Origin of the sequence: Mesorhizobium sp. M0854, assembly GCF_040319815.1 — a bacterium.
GTDB lineage: Bacteria > Pseudomonadota > Alphaproteobacteria > Rhizobiales > Rhizobiaceae > Mesorhizobium.
This window is the reverse complement of the sequence record NZ_JAMYOL010000001.1, coordinates 567245-580719: the sequence shown is the minus strand read 5'-3', so window position 1 is coordinate 580719 and position 13475 is coordinate 567245. Positions and strand designations below refer to the sequence as shown.

The following is a 13475-nucleotide window of genomic DNA, read 5'->3' as shown; positions in this document are numbered from 1 at the left end:
TGGCGAAAACGCCTCTGTCGCTTCAAGGTTCCGTTAGCCGGCGTCACCGGCCAGGCCGCCTCGCGGCCTTGCCGGTGAATCAGGTGACTGGGAATCAGGCAACCGGCGCCGCCACGGCGGGAACGGCCTTCGCAGTTTCCCGGCGCACGATCGGCGCCACTTTGGTTCCGTAGAGTTCGATGGCCTTCATCACCTTGGCGTGCGGCATGGTGCCGATCGCCATTTGCAGCAGGAAGCGGTCGTTGCCGAATATCCTGTGCTGGGCAATGATCTTCTCGGCCACCTGTTCTGGATTGCCGACGAACAGCGCGCCGTTTGGACCGCGCGATTGGTCGAAATGCGCCCGCGATGTCGGCCCCCAGCCGCGCTCGCGGCCGATGCGGTTCATCACCTCGGCCTGCGGCCCGTAAAAATCGTCGGCTGCCTGGTCCGTGCTGTCGGCAATGAAGCCGTGCACGTTGAGACTGGTGGCAAGGCTTGCCGGATCGTTGCCGGCGCGCCTGGCTGCATCCCTGTAGATGTCGAACAGCGGTGCGAACCGCGCCGGCTCGCCACCGATGATCGCCAGTGCCAGCGGCAACCCGAGCACGCCCGCGCGGGCGACGGATTGCGGTGTTCCACCGACGGCGATCCAGATCGGCAATTTGTCCTGCAAGGGCCGCGGGTAGACGCCGCGGTCGTTGATCGGCGCGCGCAGACTGCCCGACCAGGTCACCTTGACATGATCGCGGATGGCGAGCAGCAGGTCGAGCTTCTCGGCGAAGAGCTCGTCATAATCTTCGAGATTGTAGCCGAACAGCGGAAAGGACTCGATGAACGAGCCGCGCCCGGCCATGATCTCGGCACGGCCGCCGGACAGAAGATCGAGGGTGGCAAACTGCTGGAAGACGCGCACCGGATCGTCGGAGGACAGCACGGTGACAGCGCTGGTCAGCCTTATGCGCTTGGTCCGTTCGGCCGCCGCCGCCAGCGCCACCGCCGGAGCCGAGGCAGCATAGTCGGGACGGTGGTGCTCGCCGAGACCAAAGACGTCCAGCCCGACCTGGTCGGCGAGCTCGATCTCCTCGATCAAATTGCGCAACCGCTCATGCGCACCGATCGCACCGGGACCCGGTTCCGGGCTGACGTCGGCGAAGGTGTAGAGACCGAGTTCCATACTGTCATCTCAGCGTTTTGTCTTGGCGCTACACGTAGCGATCAGTCCGCCGCCCCGCCAGATGCCTGGATGGTGAACAGTGCGGGTGCCTTTCAGCCGAATTCAATCGAAATGGCGTCTCCCGGCTGCAACAGATCAGAATTTCATGGCTGGCATACCGTTTTGGCGCTTGAACTCTCGGTTTTCGCGCGTATGTAAGCGTCGCAAATTGACTTCAGGGAAGTGGACTTGGCTATCTATAGGGAAAAAGACGTTTTCGAGCGGCGCAATGCCGCAAACGAGGCAAAGAAGGCGCTTCTGGAGCGCTTCAAGGCAAAGCCGGCGGCAGATGATCCAGCGGTGCTGGCACGACAGGCCGAGCGCAAGGCAATCCTCGAGGCCCGCGCTATACGTGAGGCCGAAAAGGCCAGGCTGAAGCAGGAAAAGCTGGCGCGCGAAGCGGCCGAAAAGGCCGAGCGCGAGGCAGCTGCCGAAGCGGCACGCATCGCCGCGGAAGAAGCCGCACAGGCCGAAGCGAAGATCCGGGAAGCTGAAGAGAACGAGCGCATCGCCCGTTTTCTTGCCGACGAGGCCGAACGCAAGGCCAAGCGTGACGCACGCTATGCCGCGCGCAAGCAGCGCACCGGCAGGACGCCGCCCGGCTTCTCCGCGCGATAGCGCCTTCCGGCACTGATCAGCCGAATTCAAGAATCAGGGCCGCCTTGCAGCGGCCCCGAACGCGTTCGTCTGTCAGAATCGGCTAAGCCGCGAGCTTCAGTCCCATGATGCCGCAGACGATTAGCGCGATGCAGGCCAGCCTGATCGCCGTCGCTGGCTCGCCGAGCAGCCATATCCCCAACAGCGCCGTGCCGATGCCGGTCCACACCGCGTAAGCGGTGCCGACCGCCAACGCCTTCAGCGCCAGGCCGAGCAAGGTCAGGCTGACGATCATCGAGGCAACCGTCAGGACGGTTGGCAGCGGCTTCGAGAATCCGTCGGTGTATTTGAGGCCGATCGCCCAGCCGATCTCGAACAGGCCGGCGAGGAACAGGAAAACCGACGACATCGGAACGCTCCGTTTCGATGGCTTTCGGCCGATTTCTTGAAAAGCGCAAAAATTGCCTTCGCCGCATCCAAGGGGATGCGCGTGAGCTTAATGAACAATCATACCGGCCGCGTTTGCGGCCGGTCGAAATAAGCCGGTAGCTGCGGCTCTACTTGTCCTTCAGCTTCATCGCCTTCACCGGCGGTGCCTTCAGGGCCGGCGCCGGAGCCGGTTTCTTCGCGTCCTTCTTCGGCTTGCGGGCCTCCTTGCCTGCCTTCATCGCACCCTTAGCCATGATTCGTTCCTCCAGTTGATATCTGGCGAAGTGAAACAAGAGAAAACGTTCGACTGCAAGAGGCCGCTGCCGTGCAGTCGCCTGGCCGATGGGCTGTCAACCGGTTTCTAATTCCCTCGTAAACCGCAGCGGTCCGTGCCATGGTCTTCTTCGCACTGCAGCATCAGCCCTCGCGTTTCGCCAGCTGATGATCAGGCAGGCCGGTCAGGACGACAATGCGGATCCACATCGGTTGCCAGATGAGCTTCGACTTCCCGCAGGAAACACCGCTGATCGCGATGCTAAATGTCCATTATTCGCGCGCATCCGATCTTGAGCGGCCGGACTTCCTGACGTCGAACCCGCCGGTGCCGATCGAGAGCTACCGCGACAGTTTCGGCAATTGGTGCAACCGTTTCGTTGCGCCGGCCGGGCGCTTTGCGTTCGGCACGGACGCGGTGATCCGCGACCCCGGCTCCTTCGAGACGCGCGAGCTGACGGCGTGGCAGCACGAGGTGCGCGATCTGCCGTCGGAGACGCTGCTGTTCCTGCTGCCCAGCCGCTATTGCGAGAGCGACGTGCTGTCGAATGAAGCGTGGCGGCTGTTCGGCAGCACCCCGCTCGGCATTCCGCGCGTCCAGGCGGTCTGCGACTTCGTCCATAACCACATCGTCTTCAACTATTTCAATGCGCGGCCGACGCGCACCGCCGCCGAGGCCTATCGCGAGCAGAGTGGTGTATGCCGGGACTTTGCTCACCTCGCTGTTGCCTTCTGCCGCGCCCTGAACATTCCGACCCGCTACTGCACCGGCTATATCAGTGATATCGGCCTGCCAAAGCCGTGGTCGGACATGGATTTCGCCGCCTGGATGGAAGTCTATCTCGGCGGCCGCTGGCACGCGTTCGACCCGCGCAATAACGCGCCGCGCATCGGCCGCATCCTGATTGCCTCCGGACGCGATGCCGCCGATGTGCCGCTGACCCACATTTTTGGGCCGGGCGCGCTGGCTGGCTTCAAGGTCTGGACGGACGAGGTCGTCGAATAGCCCCGCGCCGCCCTTTTGAACAACTGACCTTGTGAACAACTGGGCACTTCGGGCGTTGTGGGGACTGTGGAGCGTGGGCGGGCGCTCCGCCAATCTCGGTGCATCAACCAAGGCAGCACACCATGGCGGCGCATGGCGGGTCGAAAAAAGTGATCTATGCGGCGCTCGCCGGAAATCTTGCGATCGCACTGACCAAATTCGCCGCTGCCTTGTTCACGGGCAGCTCGGCAATGCTCTCGGAAGGCGTCCACTCGCTCGTCGATACCGGCAATGGCAGCCTGCTGCTTTACGGCATGCACCGTGCCGCGCGCCCGGCCGACCGCACGCATCCGCTCGGCCATGGCCGCGAGCTGTACTTCTGGAGCTTCATCGTTGCGCTCCTCGTCTTTGCACTGGGCGCCGGCATATCGTTCTACGAAGGCGTGACGCACATCATGACGCCGGAGCCGATTGCCAACGCCAAGGTGAACTACGCTGTCCTTGGCCTTTCCTTTCTCTTCGAAGGCACCTCTTGGCTGGTGGCGCTGAAGGAGTTCCGCCACCAAAAAGGCAGCCACGGCTGGCTTGAGGCGGTGCAGCTCAGCAAAGACCCGAGTGTCTACACCGTGCTGTTCGAAGACAGCGCGGCACTTCTCGGCCTCGTTGTCGCCTTCGCCGGGATATCGGCGGCGGAACTGCTGGACATGCCGAAGCTCGACGGCGCCGCGTCGATCGGCATCGCGCTGATCCTGGGCGGGACCGCGATCTTCCTGGCGCGCGAAAGCAAGAGCCTGCTGCTCGGCGAGCCGGCTTCGCCCGAGGTGCAAACAGAGGTGCTGGCCATCGTCCAGCAGGACCCGGCGGTGCAGCGGGCGAATGGCGCGCTGACGCTGCATATGGGTCCGCAGGAGATCGTCGCCGCTTTGAGCATCGAGTTCGAGGATCATTTGTCGGCGCCGGAGATAGAGACCTGTGTCGAGCGCCTGGAGACGCGGCTGAAGGCGGAGATGCCGGAGGTGACGCGGCTCTTCGTCAAACCGCAGACCACCGGCACCTGGGAACGCCGGAGCAAGGCCTTGGCGGCGTCCGGAGGGGAACCAGCCTGAGGAAAATGGCTGCGCCATCGGGCAGTCCCGGTTATGATTGCGGGCAAAAGCTCCAGGAGGAACGAAGATGAAAATCGACGGCGGGTGTCATTGCGGCGCCATTACTTACGAGGCCGAGATCGATCCGGAAAAGACCACCATTTGTCACTGCATCGATTGTCAGAAGCTAACCGGAACGGCCTTTCGCGTCACCGTGCCGGCGTCCGAGGACAATTACAGGATCACCAAGGGCACGCCGAAGATCTACATCAAGACCGGTTCGAGCGGCGCCAAGCGCGCCCAGGCATTTTGCGGTGAGTGCGGCTCGCATCTCTACGCCACTTCGGCGGGTGAGGGACCGAAGGTTTACGGTATCAGGGTCGGCACGGCACGGCAGCGCGAGCAACTGGTGCCGAGAAAGCAGATCTGGCACCGCTCGGCGCTGCATTGGCTGCCGGAATTCGAAGGCACAACCATCATCGAGGAGCAGTAGCGCCAGACCGGGGCGAAGCCTCCGGTTCCGGCGCAGCTCTCAATCGTCGCCTTCGACGACCCTTAGCCTCAACTGCCCGGTTTTCGAATCGGCGACGCGCGGGCTGCTTTCCGCTTTTGCTCCGCTGCCATTCGAACCGGGGGTGTCCTCCGCCGGCTGCACGCCAAACTCCAGCGCCTCGATCTTCTGTCCGCGCCTGGTCACCTTCGATGTCGAGACCAGGATGTCCTCGATGTCCTTGGCCGATTGGCCGAAATGCGTCTGCAATTTGCGCACCCGCTCGTCTAGCCGGGAGACGTCTTCCATCAGCCGGATAACCTCGCCCTGGATCAGGTGTGCCTGCTCGCGCATGCGGGCATCCTTGAGGATCGCCTGGATGACCTGGATCGACAGCATCAAAAGCGATGGCGAGACGATGACGATCCGTGAGCGATGCGCCTTCTGGACAACGGCCTCGAAATTCTCGTGGATTTCGGCGAACACCGATTCCGAAGGCACGAACATGAAGGCGGTGTCCTGCGTCTCGCCCTGGATCAGGTATTTTTCGGAAATATCGCGGACATGCACCTCGATGTCGCGGCGGAAAGCCTGTGCGGCGGTCTTCTGCAGTTCGGCGCCTTCGGCGGCCCGGATGGCATTCCAGGCCTCGAGCGGAAACTTTGCATCGATGGCAAGCGACGGTGCGCCGTTCGGCATCTTCACCAGGCAGTCGGGCCGGCTGCCATTCGACAAGGTCGCCTGGAATTCATAGGCGCCGTGCGGCAATCCGTCGGCGACGATAGCTTCCATACGCGACTGGCCGAAGGCGCCGCGCGTCTGCTTGTTGGAAAGGATCGCCTGCAATTGCACGACCTGGCCGGCCAGCGACTGGATGTTGCCTTGCGCGATATCGATGACCGCCAGCCGTTCCTGCAGCTTGGCGAGGCTCTCATGCGTCGATCTCGTCTGCTCGGTCATGGTCTGGCCCAGGCGGCCGGTCATGGCATCGAGACGCTGGCCGATCGACTGTGTCAGTTCCGCCTGGCGCGCCCCGAACACTTCGGCGATGGCGCCCATGCGGCCCTGCATTTCCGCCTGGCTTGCCAAGATGCCGGCCATCCGCACCTCGGCGTCGCGGGCGTGGTCGGCGGCTTCGGCGGCCGCCACTGCACGCGCCTTGGCCGATCGCCAGAGCGCAACGACGAGCGCCACGAACAGTCCAAGGAACAGCATTGCGCCGAAACCCAGGGCATGGCCGAGCGTGATCGTGGTGGCGCCTAGGCGGGCGACAGGTTCGGACAGGATGGTGGCCAGATCGTTCATGTCGACAGCATAGATGATTCGGTCTGCCAGCACAGATCAAAACGTGAACGACCCGAAGGCGCCCCGGTTGACGCTTTTCCTGCGAGGTCTTAGGTGAGACGCCATGTCGATCAAGCCGCTTATCATCCTCCCCGATCCCGTCCTGCGCCAGGTTTCAAAACCGGTCGAGCGTGTCGATGGCGATTTGCGCAAACTGGCCGGCGACATGCTGGACACCATGTATGACGCGCCCGGCATCGGCCTCGCAGCGATCCAGGTCGGCGAACCCTTGCGCATGCTGGTGATCGACCTCGCCAAGGAGGACGAGACGCCGGCGCCGCACGTCTTCATCAATCCCGAAATCCTTGAAAGCTCCGACCAGCGTTCGGTCTATGAGGAAGGCTGCCTGTCGATCCCCGATTACTATGCGGAAGTCGAGCGCCCCGCCGCGGTGCGGGTGAAATATCTCGATCGCGATGGCAAGCTGCAGGAGATCGAGGCCGAGGGGCTGATGGCGACCTGCCTGCAGCATGAAATCGACCACCTCAACGGCGTGCTGTTCATCGATTACATCTCCAAGCTGAAGCGCGACATGGTGGTCAAGAAATTCAAGAAGCTCGCCAGGGACAAGGCGCCGGGCAAGATGGTGGGGTAGGCGTCGACGAATGCCCCTGCGTGTCATCTTCATGGGTACGCCCGAATTCTCCGTGCCGACGCTGCGGGCGATTGCCGGGGCCGGGCACGAGTTGGCAGCCGTCTACACGCAGCCGCCGCGCGCCGGCGGCCGGCGCGGGCTCGAACTGACGCCGTCGCCGGTGCAGCGCGAGGCCGAGCGGCTTGGCATCGAGGTGCGGTCGCCGGTGTCGCTGAAGGGCGAGGCGGAGCAGGAGGCGTTCCGCGCGTTGCGTGCCGACGTCGCCGTGGTGGTCGCCTACGGGCTGCTTCTGCCCAAACCCATTCTCGAGGCGCCGCGGCTCGGTTGCCTCAACGGCCATGCATCGCTGCTGCCGCGCTGGCGCGGCGCTGCCCCTATCCAGCGCGCCATCATGGCCGGCGATACCGAAACGGGCATGATGGTGATGCGGATGGAGGAAGGCCTCGACACCGGCCCGGTGGCAATGGTTGAAAAATGCGCCATTGGACCCGACATGACGGCCGGCGATCTGCACGATCGGCTGATGGTCTTGGGTGCTTCGCTGATAGTGCAAGCGCTCGAACGGCTGGAGCGGAATACGCTGACATTTACCACACAGGCGGAGGTGGGGGTGACCTACGCCAAGAAAATCGATAAATCGGAGACTCGCATAGACTGGCTGCGACCTGCCGGCGACGTGCACAACCAGATTCGCGGCCTGTCGCCCTTTCCCGGTGCATGGTGCGAGGCCGAAATCGGCGGCCGCGTGGAACGGCTGAAACTGCTTCGCTCGACGCTCTCGCAAGGCGCCGGCGAACCGGGAGGAATTCTCGATGACCGGCTGACGGTCGCCTGCGGGTCAGGCGCGATCAGGCCGGTCGAAGTTCAACGTGCGGGCGCAAGGCCCATTGCCGCGCAGGAGTTTCTGCGCGGGGCCAGGCTCGAAAAAGGAATGAAATTGTCGTGAGCATGATGTCCATACGCGCGGCGACGCCGCGGGACCGCGAGGCGATCCGCCTTGTCGAAGAACACGCATTCGGCCAGCAGACCGAGGCCGGACTGGTCGACGCGCTGGTCACCGGCGGTGATGCCGTCGTCGAACTGGTGGCGGACGAAGACGGGCAAGTGGTCGGCCATATCCTGTTTTCACGGCTTTTCGTGCGGAATGGCGGCAAGAGCTTCCCGGCGGTGGCTTTGGCTCCTTTGGCGGTCGAGCCGTCGTTCCACGGCACCGGCATCGGCGGTGCGCTGGTCCGCGAGGCGCATATCCGCCTGAAGGCTGCTGGCGAGACGCTCGCCGTGGTGCTCGGCGATCCCGCTTACTATGGCCGTTTCGGCTACAGCCGCGCCCGTGCAGCGAAATTCGAGAGCGACTACCAAAGCGAGGCTTTGCAGGCGCTTGCCTGGGGCGAGGCGCCCGAGACCGGCAGGCTGGTCTACGCCTCGGCCTTCGGCTCAGCCCTCGCCGCCTGATTTCGCCTCGATCCGGGAATGCCGCGTTTTCGCCTCGACATCGAATATGACGGCAGTCTCTTCGCCGGCTGGCAGCGCCAGGCCAACCAGCCTTCGGTGCAGCAGGCGATCGAGCGGGCGATCGAGAACTTCTGCGGTGAGCAGGTTTCGCTGCGCGCCGCCGGCCGCACCGATGCCGGCGTCCATGCGACCGCTCAGGTGGCGCATGTCGATCTGATCAAGGCATGGCCCGGCGACAAGGTGCGCGACGCCGTCAACGCGCATCTGCAGGCGGCCAAGGTGCGCATCGCCATCCTGAAGGCCGCCGTCGTGCCGGATGGCTTCGATGCGCGTTTCTCGGCGATCAGCCGCCATTACCTCTACCGCATCGTCAATCGCCGCGCGCCGGCGGCGCTCGACAAGGGCAAGATCTGGTGGGTACCGAAGCAGCTCGATGCCGGTGCCATGCACGAAGCGGCAAAGGTGCTGCTTGGCCGGCATGATTTCACCACCTTCCGCTCGACCCAGTGCCAAGCCACCAGCCCCGTCCGCACGCTCGACCGGCTGGATGTCAGCCGGGCGGGCGATTTCATTGAGGTCCGCGCTTCGGCGCGGTCATTCCTGCACAACCAGGTGCGCTCGATGGTCGGCTCGCTCAAACGTGTCGGCGAAGGCGGCTGGACTGTTGCCGACCTCAAGGCGGCGCTTGAGGCGCGCGACCGTGCGGCCTGCGGTCAGGTGGCGCCGCCCGACGGGCTGTTTCTCGTCGGCGTCGATTATCCGACGCCTGGCTGATCCGGAACGCTGATCCCGAGCAGCGCCTGCAGGCCGAACAGGACGATCAGCGACGCCACGAACATGCCGGCAAAAACGGCGCTGCCGGTGGCCGCACCCCTGCCGATCGCAACGTTGGTCATCCGCCAGGTCAATACCATCGACAGCGCGAATAACAGCAGCGACACGAGTCCGGAGACTTCGCTGGCCGACGTCAGGAAAAGCCGGATCAACGCCGATGGCAGCATCATCCAGGCGATGATCGCCGAGGCCCAATTGCTGGCCACGACATAATGGACGAAACGGCCGCCGACGCCGACCCGCGGCGCCACCAGGGCGAGGCCTATGAGCGGCAGCACCCAGGCGCCGATATCGACGGTGGCCAGGCGGATCAACATGCTGAAACGGCCGACGAATGCGTTGGGATCGCCGATCTCGTTGGCAATACCGACCCAGCCGACGATCAGTGCCGGCGCCGCGACGACGATGGCAAAAAAGGAGTTCCAGAAACCGTCCGCCGAAAGGTCGAGCAGGCGAAATCCGTCGGCCTTGCCGAGCATCAGCCGCCAGGCACCGGCAAGCGAAGCGTAGGTTTCATCCGCTGAAAGCATCACTAGGATATGTCCTGCGCAAACCAGTCTTCAACGAAGCGCAGATAAATCTGCGTCAGCGTCTCGAGGTCGGCAATCGCCACGCGTTCGTCGACCATGTGCATGGTCTTGCCGACCAGTCCGAATTCGACCACCGGACAATAATCCTTGATGAAGCGGGCATCGGAGGTGCCGCCGGAGGTGGAGAGCGCCGGCTTCCTGCCGGTCACCGCCTTGATCGAGCCGCCAAGCGTCTCGATCAACCTGTCGTCGCGTGTCAGGAAAACGTGGCTCGGTCCGTCGCGCCAGACGATCTCGTAGTCGACCGGCGTCTTCTTGCCGGCGCGGTATTTCTTGCGTTTCGCCGCCCGGTCGAGGCGGTTGTGGATCTCGGCCTGGATCGTCTCGGCGGTCCATATGTCGTTGAAGCGAATATTGAAGGTAGCCGCCGCCTTCGCCGGGATGACGTTGGTGGCAGGGTTGCCAACGTCGATGGAGGTGACCTCAAGATTGGTCGGCTGGAAATCCCTTGTTCCGTTGTCGAAGACGGGGTGAAGCAAGGCGTCGACCAGCGTCACCAGGCCGCGCACCGGGTTGTCGGCTAGCTGCGGATAGGCGGCGTGGCCCTGGCGGCCGTTGACGACGACCGTGCCGGAGAGCGAGCCGCGCCGGCCGATCTTGATCATATCGCCGAGCGCGTCGGGATTGGTCGGCTCGCCGACGATCGCAGCATGCCATTTCTCACCCTTGGCAGCCGCCCATTCGAGCAGCTTCGTCGTGCCGTTGATCGCCGGCCCTTCCTCGTCGCCGGTTATCAGCAGCGAGACCGACCCCTTCGGGCCGCCCTTCTGCGCGATATGTCGCGCTACCGCCGCGACGAAACAAGCAATGCCGCCCTTCATGTCGACGGCGCCGCGGCCGAACATCTCGCCATTGGCGATCTCGGCGCCAAAGGGTGGGTGCGTCCAGGCTGTTTCATCGCCCACCGGCACCACATCGGTATGGCCGGCAAACATCAGATGCGGGCCGTTGCCGGAACGCCGCGCGTAAAGGTTCTCTATGTCAGGTGTGCCGGATTCGGAAAACACCGGGCGCTCGACGGCAAAGCCGAGCGGCTTCAACATTTCTTCCAGCGCGCTCAGCGCACCGCCTTCGGCGGGCGTCACGGAAGCGCAGCGGATGAGAGCAGCCAGATTTCTGGTCGGATCGGTAGGCAGCGTCATGGGCAAAAGCGATAGTCGAAAGCGCAAGGCCTGTCACGGCCAGACATAAGGGCCAGCCATGCCGCCGACATTATGGTTTTCATGCCGTATAAGTTGCGGCAAGGCCTCTCAACCAGGACAGGGCCATCGCATGATCACGCATGGCAGGACGATCGTAATCGCCGGTGCCGGCAGTATCGGGTGCTACGCCGGCGGCTGCCTGATACTTGCCGGGCGAAAGGTGGTTCTGCTGGCGCGGCCTCGCATCGAGAAGGCGCTGCAAAAAGGTGGATTGCGCATCACCGACCGTGATGGCCGCGACCGATCCGTCAAGCCGGAGGCATTGTCGGTCACCGCCGATCCGGCCGCGGCATTCCCCGGTGCCGATGTCATCCTGCTAACGGTCAAGAGCGGCGCGACGCAAGACATGGCCGGGCTTATTGCGGCCCATGCCCGACCGGATGCGGTGGTACTCAGTCTGCAGAACGGCGTCGACAATGCCGATAAGTTGCGAGCCCATCTCACCGCCCGGCGGGTGCTCGCGGGCATGGTGCCGTTCAACGTGGTCCAATCACCGGAGGGCGAATTGCCGCTTCGCCTGCACCGCGCCAGCGGCGGCAAGGTGATGATCGAACAGGGCGCGACAGGCCTTGACGAACTGCTCGACGTCGAGGGCTTTGCCGTCGCCACACATGGTGACATCGAAGCGGTGCTATGGGGCAAGCTGCTGCTCAACCTCAACAACGCGCTGGTGGCGCTTTCCGGCCTGCCGCTGGCGGCAGAGCTTGCCGATCGCCGCTGGCGGCTGATCCTGGCCGGCCAGATCGACGAAGCATTGGGGGCAATGATGGCGACAGGCATCGAACCCGCTCGCATCGCCGGCCTGCGTCCCGCGCTGCTGCCGAAAGTGCTTCGCCTGCCCGACTGGCTGTTCAAGTTCTTGGCGCGTCGGATGCTTGCCATCGATCCGGCCGCGCGTTCGTCGATGTGGGATGACCTTCAGCGCCGCCGGCCCTCGGAGATCGGCGAACTGCAAGGCGCGGCCTTGCGTTTGGCCGAAAAGGCCGGCACGCCGGCGCCGTTGCTGAAGCGCGTGACGGCATTGGTGCGCGCGGTCGAGCAGGAAAGAGGCGGATCGCCCTGCCTGTCGCCGGAAGCCGTTGTCGCGTCCGTCAGATCGTAGCCCGCACAGGCGCCCAGTAACGGCCCTTGCCGGTGCGCTTGGCTTCGTACAGCGCATGGTCGGAACAGGTGAGCAGGATTTCCGGATCGCCGCCGTCGGCAGGTGCGAAGGCGCTGCCGACGCTCAAGCCGACATGGATGGCGGAACCGACCCCGAGGTCGAAAGGCACCGAGACCTTTTCGATGGCCCGCTTTGCCAGGTAGGTGGCCTCGATCTCCGAGGTTGCGGGCAAAAGGATGACAAATTCATCGCCACCAATGCGGAAGACCACGTCCCCCGGACGGAAGCCGCGCTTCAATCGTTCGGCCACCTTGCGCAGCAGCACGTCGCCGACAGCGTGGCCAAAACGGTCGTTGACCTGTTTGAAACCGTCGAGATCCATGCTGAGCACTGCAAACGGCTTGCCGCCATTAGCGGCCGGCGCCGCAAGGTCGCGGCACATGTCGCGCAATTTCTCCTGCAGGAAGATGCGGTTTGGCAGGCCGGTCAGCGCGTCCTTGATGGCCAGGTCGCGATTGTCCAGTTCGGCGCGAATCATGCGGGCATTGATTGCGTGGTTCTGAAGCAGCACGATGATGACGCCGGCCACATAGAACGGCGTTTGAATTCCGACGATCGGCATTCCGGGCGCCGCAGAAAACAATGCACCGACCACGTAAGGCAGACTTACGGCCAACATGACGAATATGGCGAAGCGCGGGGTCGCCGCATTGCGTGACGACACCACGCCGACGACGCCTGCGACATTCAAGGCGGCAAGTACGGAAAGCGCCATATTCCCGCTGGCAACACAGCCATAGCAGCCGAGGCCGAAAACGACCGACCAGACGCCGCTGGCTGCCATCAGGCCCGCCAGCGGCCCTTTCGAGCCGCGCCTGCGGGCCTGCTCGCATTCCCGCATCAGCCGCACGCGGACGGTGAAAAGCATCACGTCGGCGGCAATCCAGGCGTAGGGCCACCAATCCCCGGTGGCAAGAGCGGCGCTGACTGCAACCAACAGAACGCTGATGGTGCCGAACAGGACTGCGAATTTGCGGTCGAAGGTGGTGTCGAGAAGCCGGGCGCGGACAGCTTCCGGTTCCAATTTCATCGGCGAAGAGAACCAGGCAAACAGGCGAGCGGCGGCGCTCCACGTTTTGCGCGGCTCCTTGGTGATCAGGGATAGGTCGCTTGCCAGTCGAGCGCTCCGTGCCGGTCGACACAGTCTTCGCCGGCATGCTGGGCCAGGGTGATTAACATTCGCTTAGAGCATCCGGCGCAAAACCGGGCTTTCGGAACTCCCCGTTCCGCCGCTCTGGAGCA

The 13475-nt window shown here is 63.9% G+C and carries 16 protein-coding genes; 9 read left to right on the top strand and 7 right to left on the bottom strand.

Annotated elements, in window-relative coordinates; genetic code table 11:
• Positions 1 to 94 precede the first annotated feature (94 nt).
• Positions 95 to 1156 carry an LLM class flavin-dependent oxidoreductase gene (locus NKH99_RS02675; protein WP_352682292.1) on the bottom strand — a complete coding sequence of 354 codons (1062 nt, stop codon included), beginning with the start codon at positions 1154 to 1156 and terminating at the stop codon, positions 95 to 97.
• A gap of 228 nt (positions 1157 to 1384) precedes the next feature.
• On the opposite strand from NKH99_RS02675, the gene NKH99_RS02670 reads away from it, so the two are divergent.
• A complete protein-coding gene (locus NKH99_RS02670; RefSeq protein ID WP_023718183.1) occupies positions 1385 to 1813 on the top strand; it encodes a DUF6481 family protein in 429 nt (142 codons plus the stop codon).
• An 82-nt stretch (positions 1814 to 1895) separates the two neighbouring features.
• Here the strand turns inward: NKH99_RS02670 and NKH99_RS02665 are convergent, their stop codons facing one another.
• On the bottom strand, positions 1896 to 2201 hold the full coding sequence (locus tag NKH99_RS02665; RefSeq protein WP_352539941.1) for a DMT family transporter: 306 nt from the start codon (positions 2199 to 2201) through the stop codon (positions 1896 to 1898).
• Between the two features lie 148 nt (positions 2202 to 2349).
• Positions 2350 to 2475, bottom strand: coding sequence for a hypothetical protein (locus NKH99_RS02660; protein ID WP_013528464.1), 126 nt, complete (start codon positions 2473 to 2475; stop codon positions 2350 to 2352).
• 215 nt (positions 2476 to 2690) lie between these two features.
• Here NKH99_RS02660 and NKH99_RS02655 point away from each other — a divergent pair, with 215 nt between their 5' ends.
• The 3 genes from NKH99_RS02655 to NKH99_RS02645 all read left to right on the top strand — a co-directional run bounded on the left by NKH99_RS02655 (position 2691) and on the right by NKH99_RS02645 (position 5057).
• On the top strand, positions 2691 to 3500 hold the full coding sequence (locus NKH99_RS02655) for a transglutaminase-like domain-containing protein (protein WP_352501143.1): 810 nt from the start codon (positions 2691 to 2693) through the stop codon (positions 3498 to 3500).
• Between the two features lie 122 nt (positions 3501 to 3622).
• Entirely contained in the window at positions 3623 to 4585 is a 963-nt protein-coding gene (locus NKH99_RS02650) for a cation diffusion facilitator family transporter (protein ID WP_352977479.1), read from the top strand.
• A gap of 67 nt (positions 4586 to 4652) precedes the next feature.
• Positions 4653 to 5057, top strand: a complete 405-nt coding sequence (locus NKH99_RS02645; RefSeq protein WP_352769472.1) for a GFA family protein — start codon at positions 4653 to 4655, stop codon at positions 5055 to 5057.
• A 39-nt stretch (positions 5058 to 5096) separates the two neighbouring features.
• Here the strand turns inward: NKH99_RS02645 and NKH99_RS02640 are convergent, their stop codons facing one another.
• The gene (locus NKH99_RS02640) at positions 5097 to 6359 is read right to left on the bottom strand and encodes a DNA recombination protein RmuC (RefSeq protein WP_352769475.1); all 1263 of its coding nucleotides are present in this window, start codon (positions 6357 to 6359) and stop codon (positions 5097 to 5099) included.
• Positions 6360 to 6462: 103 nt separating this feature from the next.
• On the opposite strand from NKH99_RS02640, the gene def reads away from it, so the two are divergent.
• From def to truA, 4 genes are read left to right on the top strand one after another with little or no spacing between them, the layout of a single operon-like run.
• On the top strand, positions 6463 to 6993 hold the full coding sequence (gene def / locus NKH99_RS02635) for a peptide deformylase (protein WP_352455964.1): 531 nt from the start codon (positions 6463 to 6465) through the stop codon (positions 6991 to 6993).
• A 16-nt stretch (positions 6994 to 7009) separates the two neighbouring features.
• Positions 7010 to 7939 carry a methionyl-tRNA formyltransferase gene (fmt, locus tag NKH99_RS02630; RefSeq protein WP_352615146.1) on the top strand — a complete coding sequence of 310 codons (930 nt, stop codon included), beginning with the start codon at positions 7010 to 7012 and terminating at the stop codon, positions 7937 to 7939.
• Positions 7936 to 8445, top strand: a complete 510-nt coding sequence (locus NKH99_RS02625) for a GNAT family N-acetyltransferase (protein WP_352615027.1) — start codon at positions 7936 to 7938, stop codon at positions 8443 to 8445. Before fmt ends, NKH99_RS02625 begins: the two co-directional genes overlap by 4 nt.
• A gap of 18 nt (positions 8446 to 8463) precedes the next feature.
• Positions 8464 to 9219, top strand: coding sequence for a tRNA pseudouridine(38-40) synthase TruA (truA, locus tag NKH99_RS02620; protein ID WP_353012391.1), 756 nt, complete (start codon positions 8464 to 8466; stop codon positions 9217 to 9219).
• On the opposite strand, the gene NKH99_RS02615 is transcribed toward truA, so the two are convergent.
• Positions 9201 to 9809, bottom strand: a complete 609-nt coding sequence (locus tag NKH99_RS02615) for a transporter (RefSeq protein ID WP_352615023.1) — start codon at positions 9807 to 9809, stop codon at positions 9201 to 9203. The genes truA and NKH99_RS02615 overlap by 19 nt on opposite strands.
• Positions 9810 to 9811: 2 nt before the next feature.
• Positions 9812 to 11011, bottom strand: a complete 1200-nt coding sequence (dapE, locus tag NKH99_RS02610) for a succinyl-diaminopimelate desuccinylase (protein ID WP_352615021.1) — start codon at positions 11009 to 11011, stop codon at positions 9812 to 9814.
• Positions 11012 to 11141: 130 nt separating this feature from the next.
• Here dapE and NKH99_RS02605 point away from each other — a divergent pair, with 130 nt between their 5' ends.
• Entirely contained in the window at positions 11142 to 12173 is a 1032-nt protein-coding gene (locus NKH99_RS02605; protein WP_353012384.1) for a 2-dehydropantoate 2-reductase, read from the top strand.
• Here the strand turns inward: NKH99_RS02605 and NKH99_RS02600 are convergent.
• Positions 12163 to 13263, bottom strand: a complete 1101-nt coding sequence (locus tag NKH99_RS02600) for a GGDEF domain-containing protein (protein ID WP_353012381.1) — start codon at positions 13261 to 13263, stop codon at positions 12163 to 12165. The genes NKH99_RS02605 and NKH99_RS02600 overlap by 11 nt on opposite strands.
• Between the last annotated feature and the right edge of the window lie 212 nt (positions 13264 to 13475).

What these genes read in the sequence shown, in the direction of transcription:
- NKH99_RS02605 (WP_353012384.1), top strand. Translation starts at nt 11,142, where the DNA reads ATGATCACGCATGGCAGGACGATCGTAATCGCCGGTGCCGGCAGTATC.
- NKH99_RS02650 (WP_352977479.1), top strand. Translation starts at nt 3,623, where the DNA reads ATGGCGGCGCATGGCGGGTCGAAAAAAGTGATCTATGCGGCGCTCGCC.
- NKH99_RS02640 (WP_352769475.1), bottom strand. Translation starts at nt 6,359, where the DNA reads ATGAACGATCTGGCCACCATCCTGTCCGAACCTGTCGCCCGCCTAGGC.
- NKH99_RS02660 (WP_013528464.1), bottom strand. Translation starts at nt 2,475, where the DNA reads ATGGCTAAGGGTGCGATGAAGGCAGGCAAGGAGGCCCGCAAGCCGAAG.
- truA (WP_353012391.1), top strand. Translation starts at nt 8,464, where the DNA reads ATGCCGCGTTTTCGCCTCGACATCGAATATGACGGCAGTCTCTTCGCC.
- NKH99_RS02665 (WP_352539941.1), bottom strand. Translation starts at nt 2,201, where the DNA reads ATGTCGTCGGTTTTCCTGTTCCTCGCCGGCCTGTTCGAGATCGGCTGG.
- def (WP_352455964.1), top strand. Translation starts at nt 6,463, where the DNA reads ATGTCGATCAAGCCGCTTATCATCCTCCCCGATCCCGTCCTGCGCCAG.
- NKH99_RS02615 (WP_352615023.1), bottom strand. Translation starts at nt 9,809, where the DNA reads ATGCTTTCAGCGGATGAAACCTACGCTTCGCTTGCCGGTGCCTGGCGG.
- NKH99_RS02645 (WP_352769472.1), top strand. Translation starts at nt 4,653, where the DNA reads ATGAAAATCGACGGCGGGTGTCATTGCGGCGCCATTACTTACGAGGCC.
- NKH99_RS02675 (WP_352682292.1), bottom strand. Translation starts at nt 1,156, where the DNA reads ATGGAACTCGGTCTCTACACCTTCGCCGACGTCAGCCCGGAACCGGGT.
- NKH99_RS02600 (WP_353012381.1), bottom strand. Translation starts at nt 13,263, where the DNA reads ATGAAATTGGAACCGGAAGCTGTCCGCGCCCGGCTTCTCGACACCACC.
- NKH99_RS02655 (WP_352501143.1), top strand. Translation starts at nt 2,691, where the DNA reads ATGCGGATCCACATCGGTTGCCAGATGAGCTTCGACTTCCCGCAGGAA.
- dapE (WP_352615021.1), bottom strand. Translation starts at nt 11,011, where the DNA reads ATGACGCTGCCTACCGATCCGACCAGAAATCTGGCTGCTCTCATCCGC.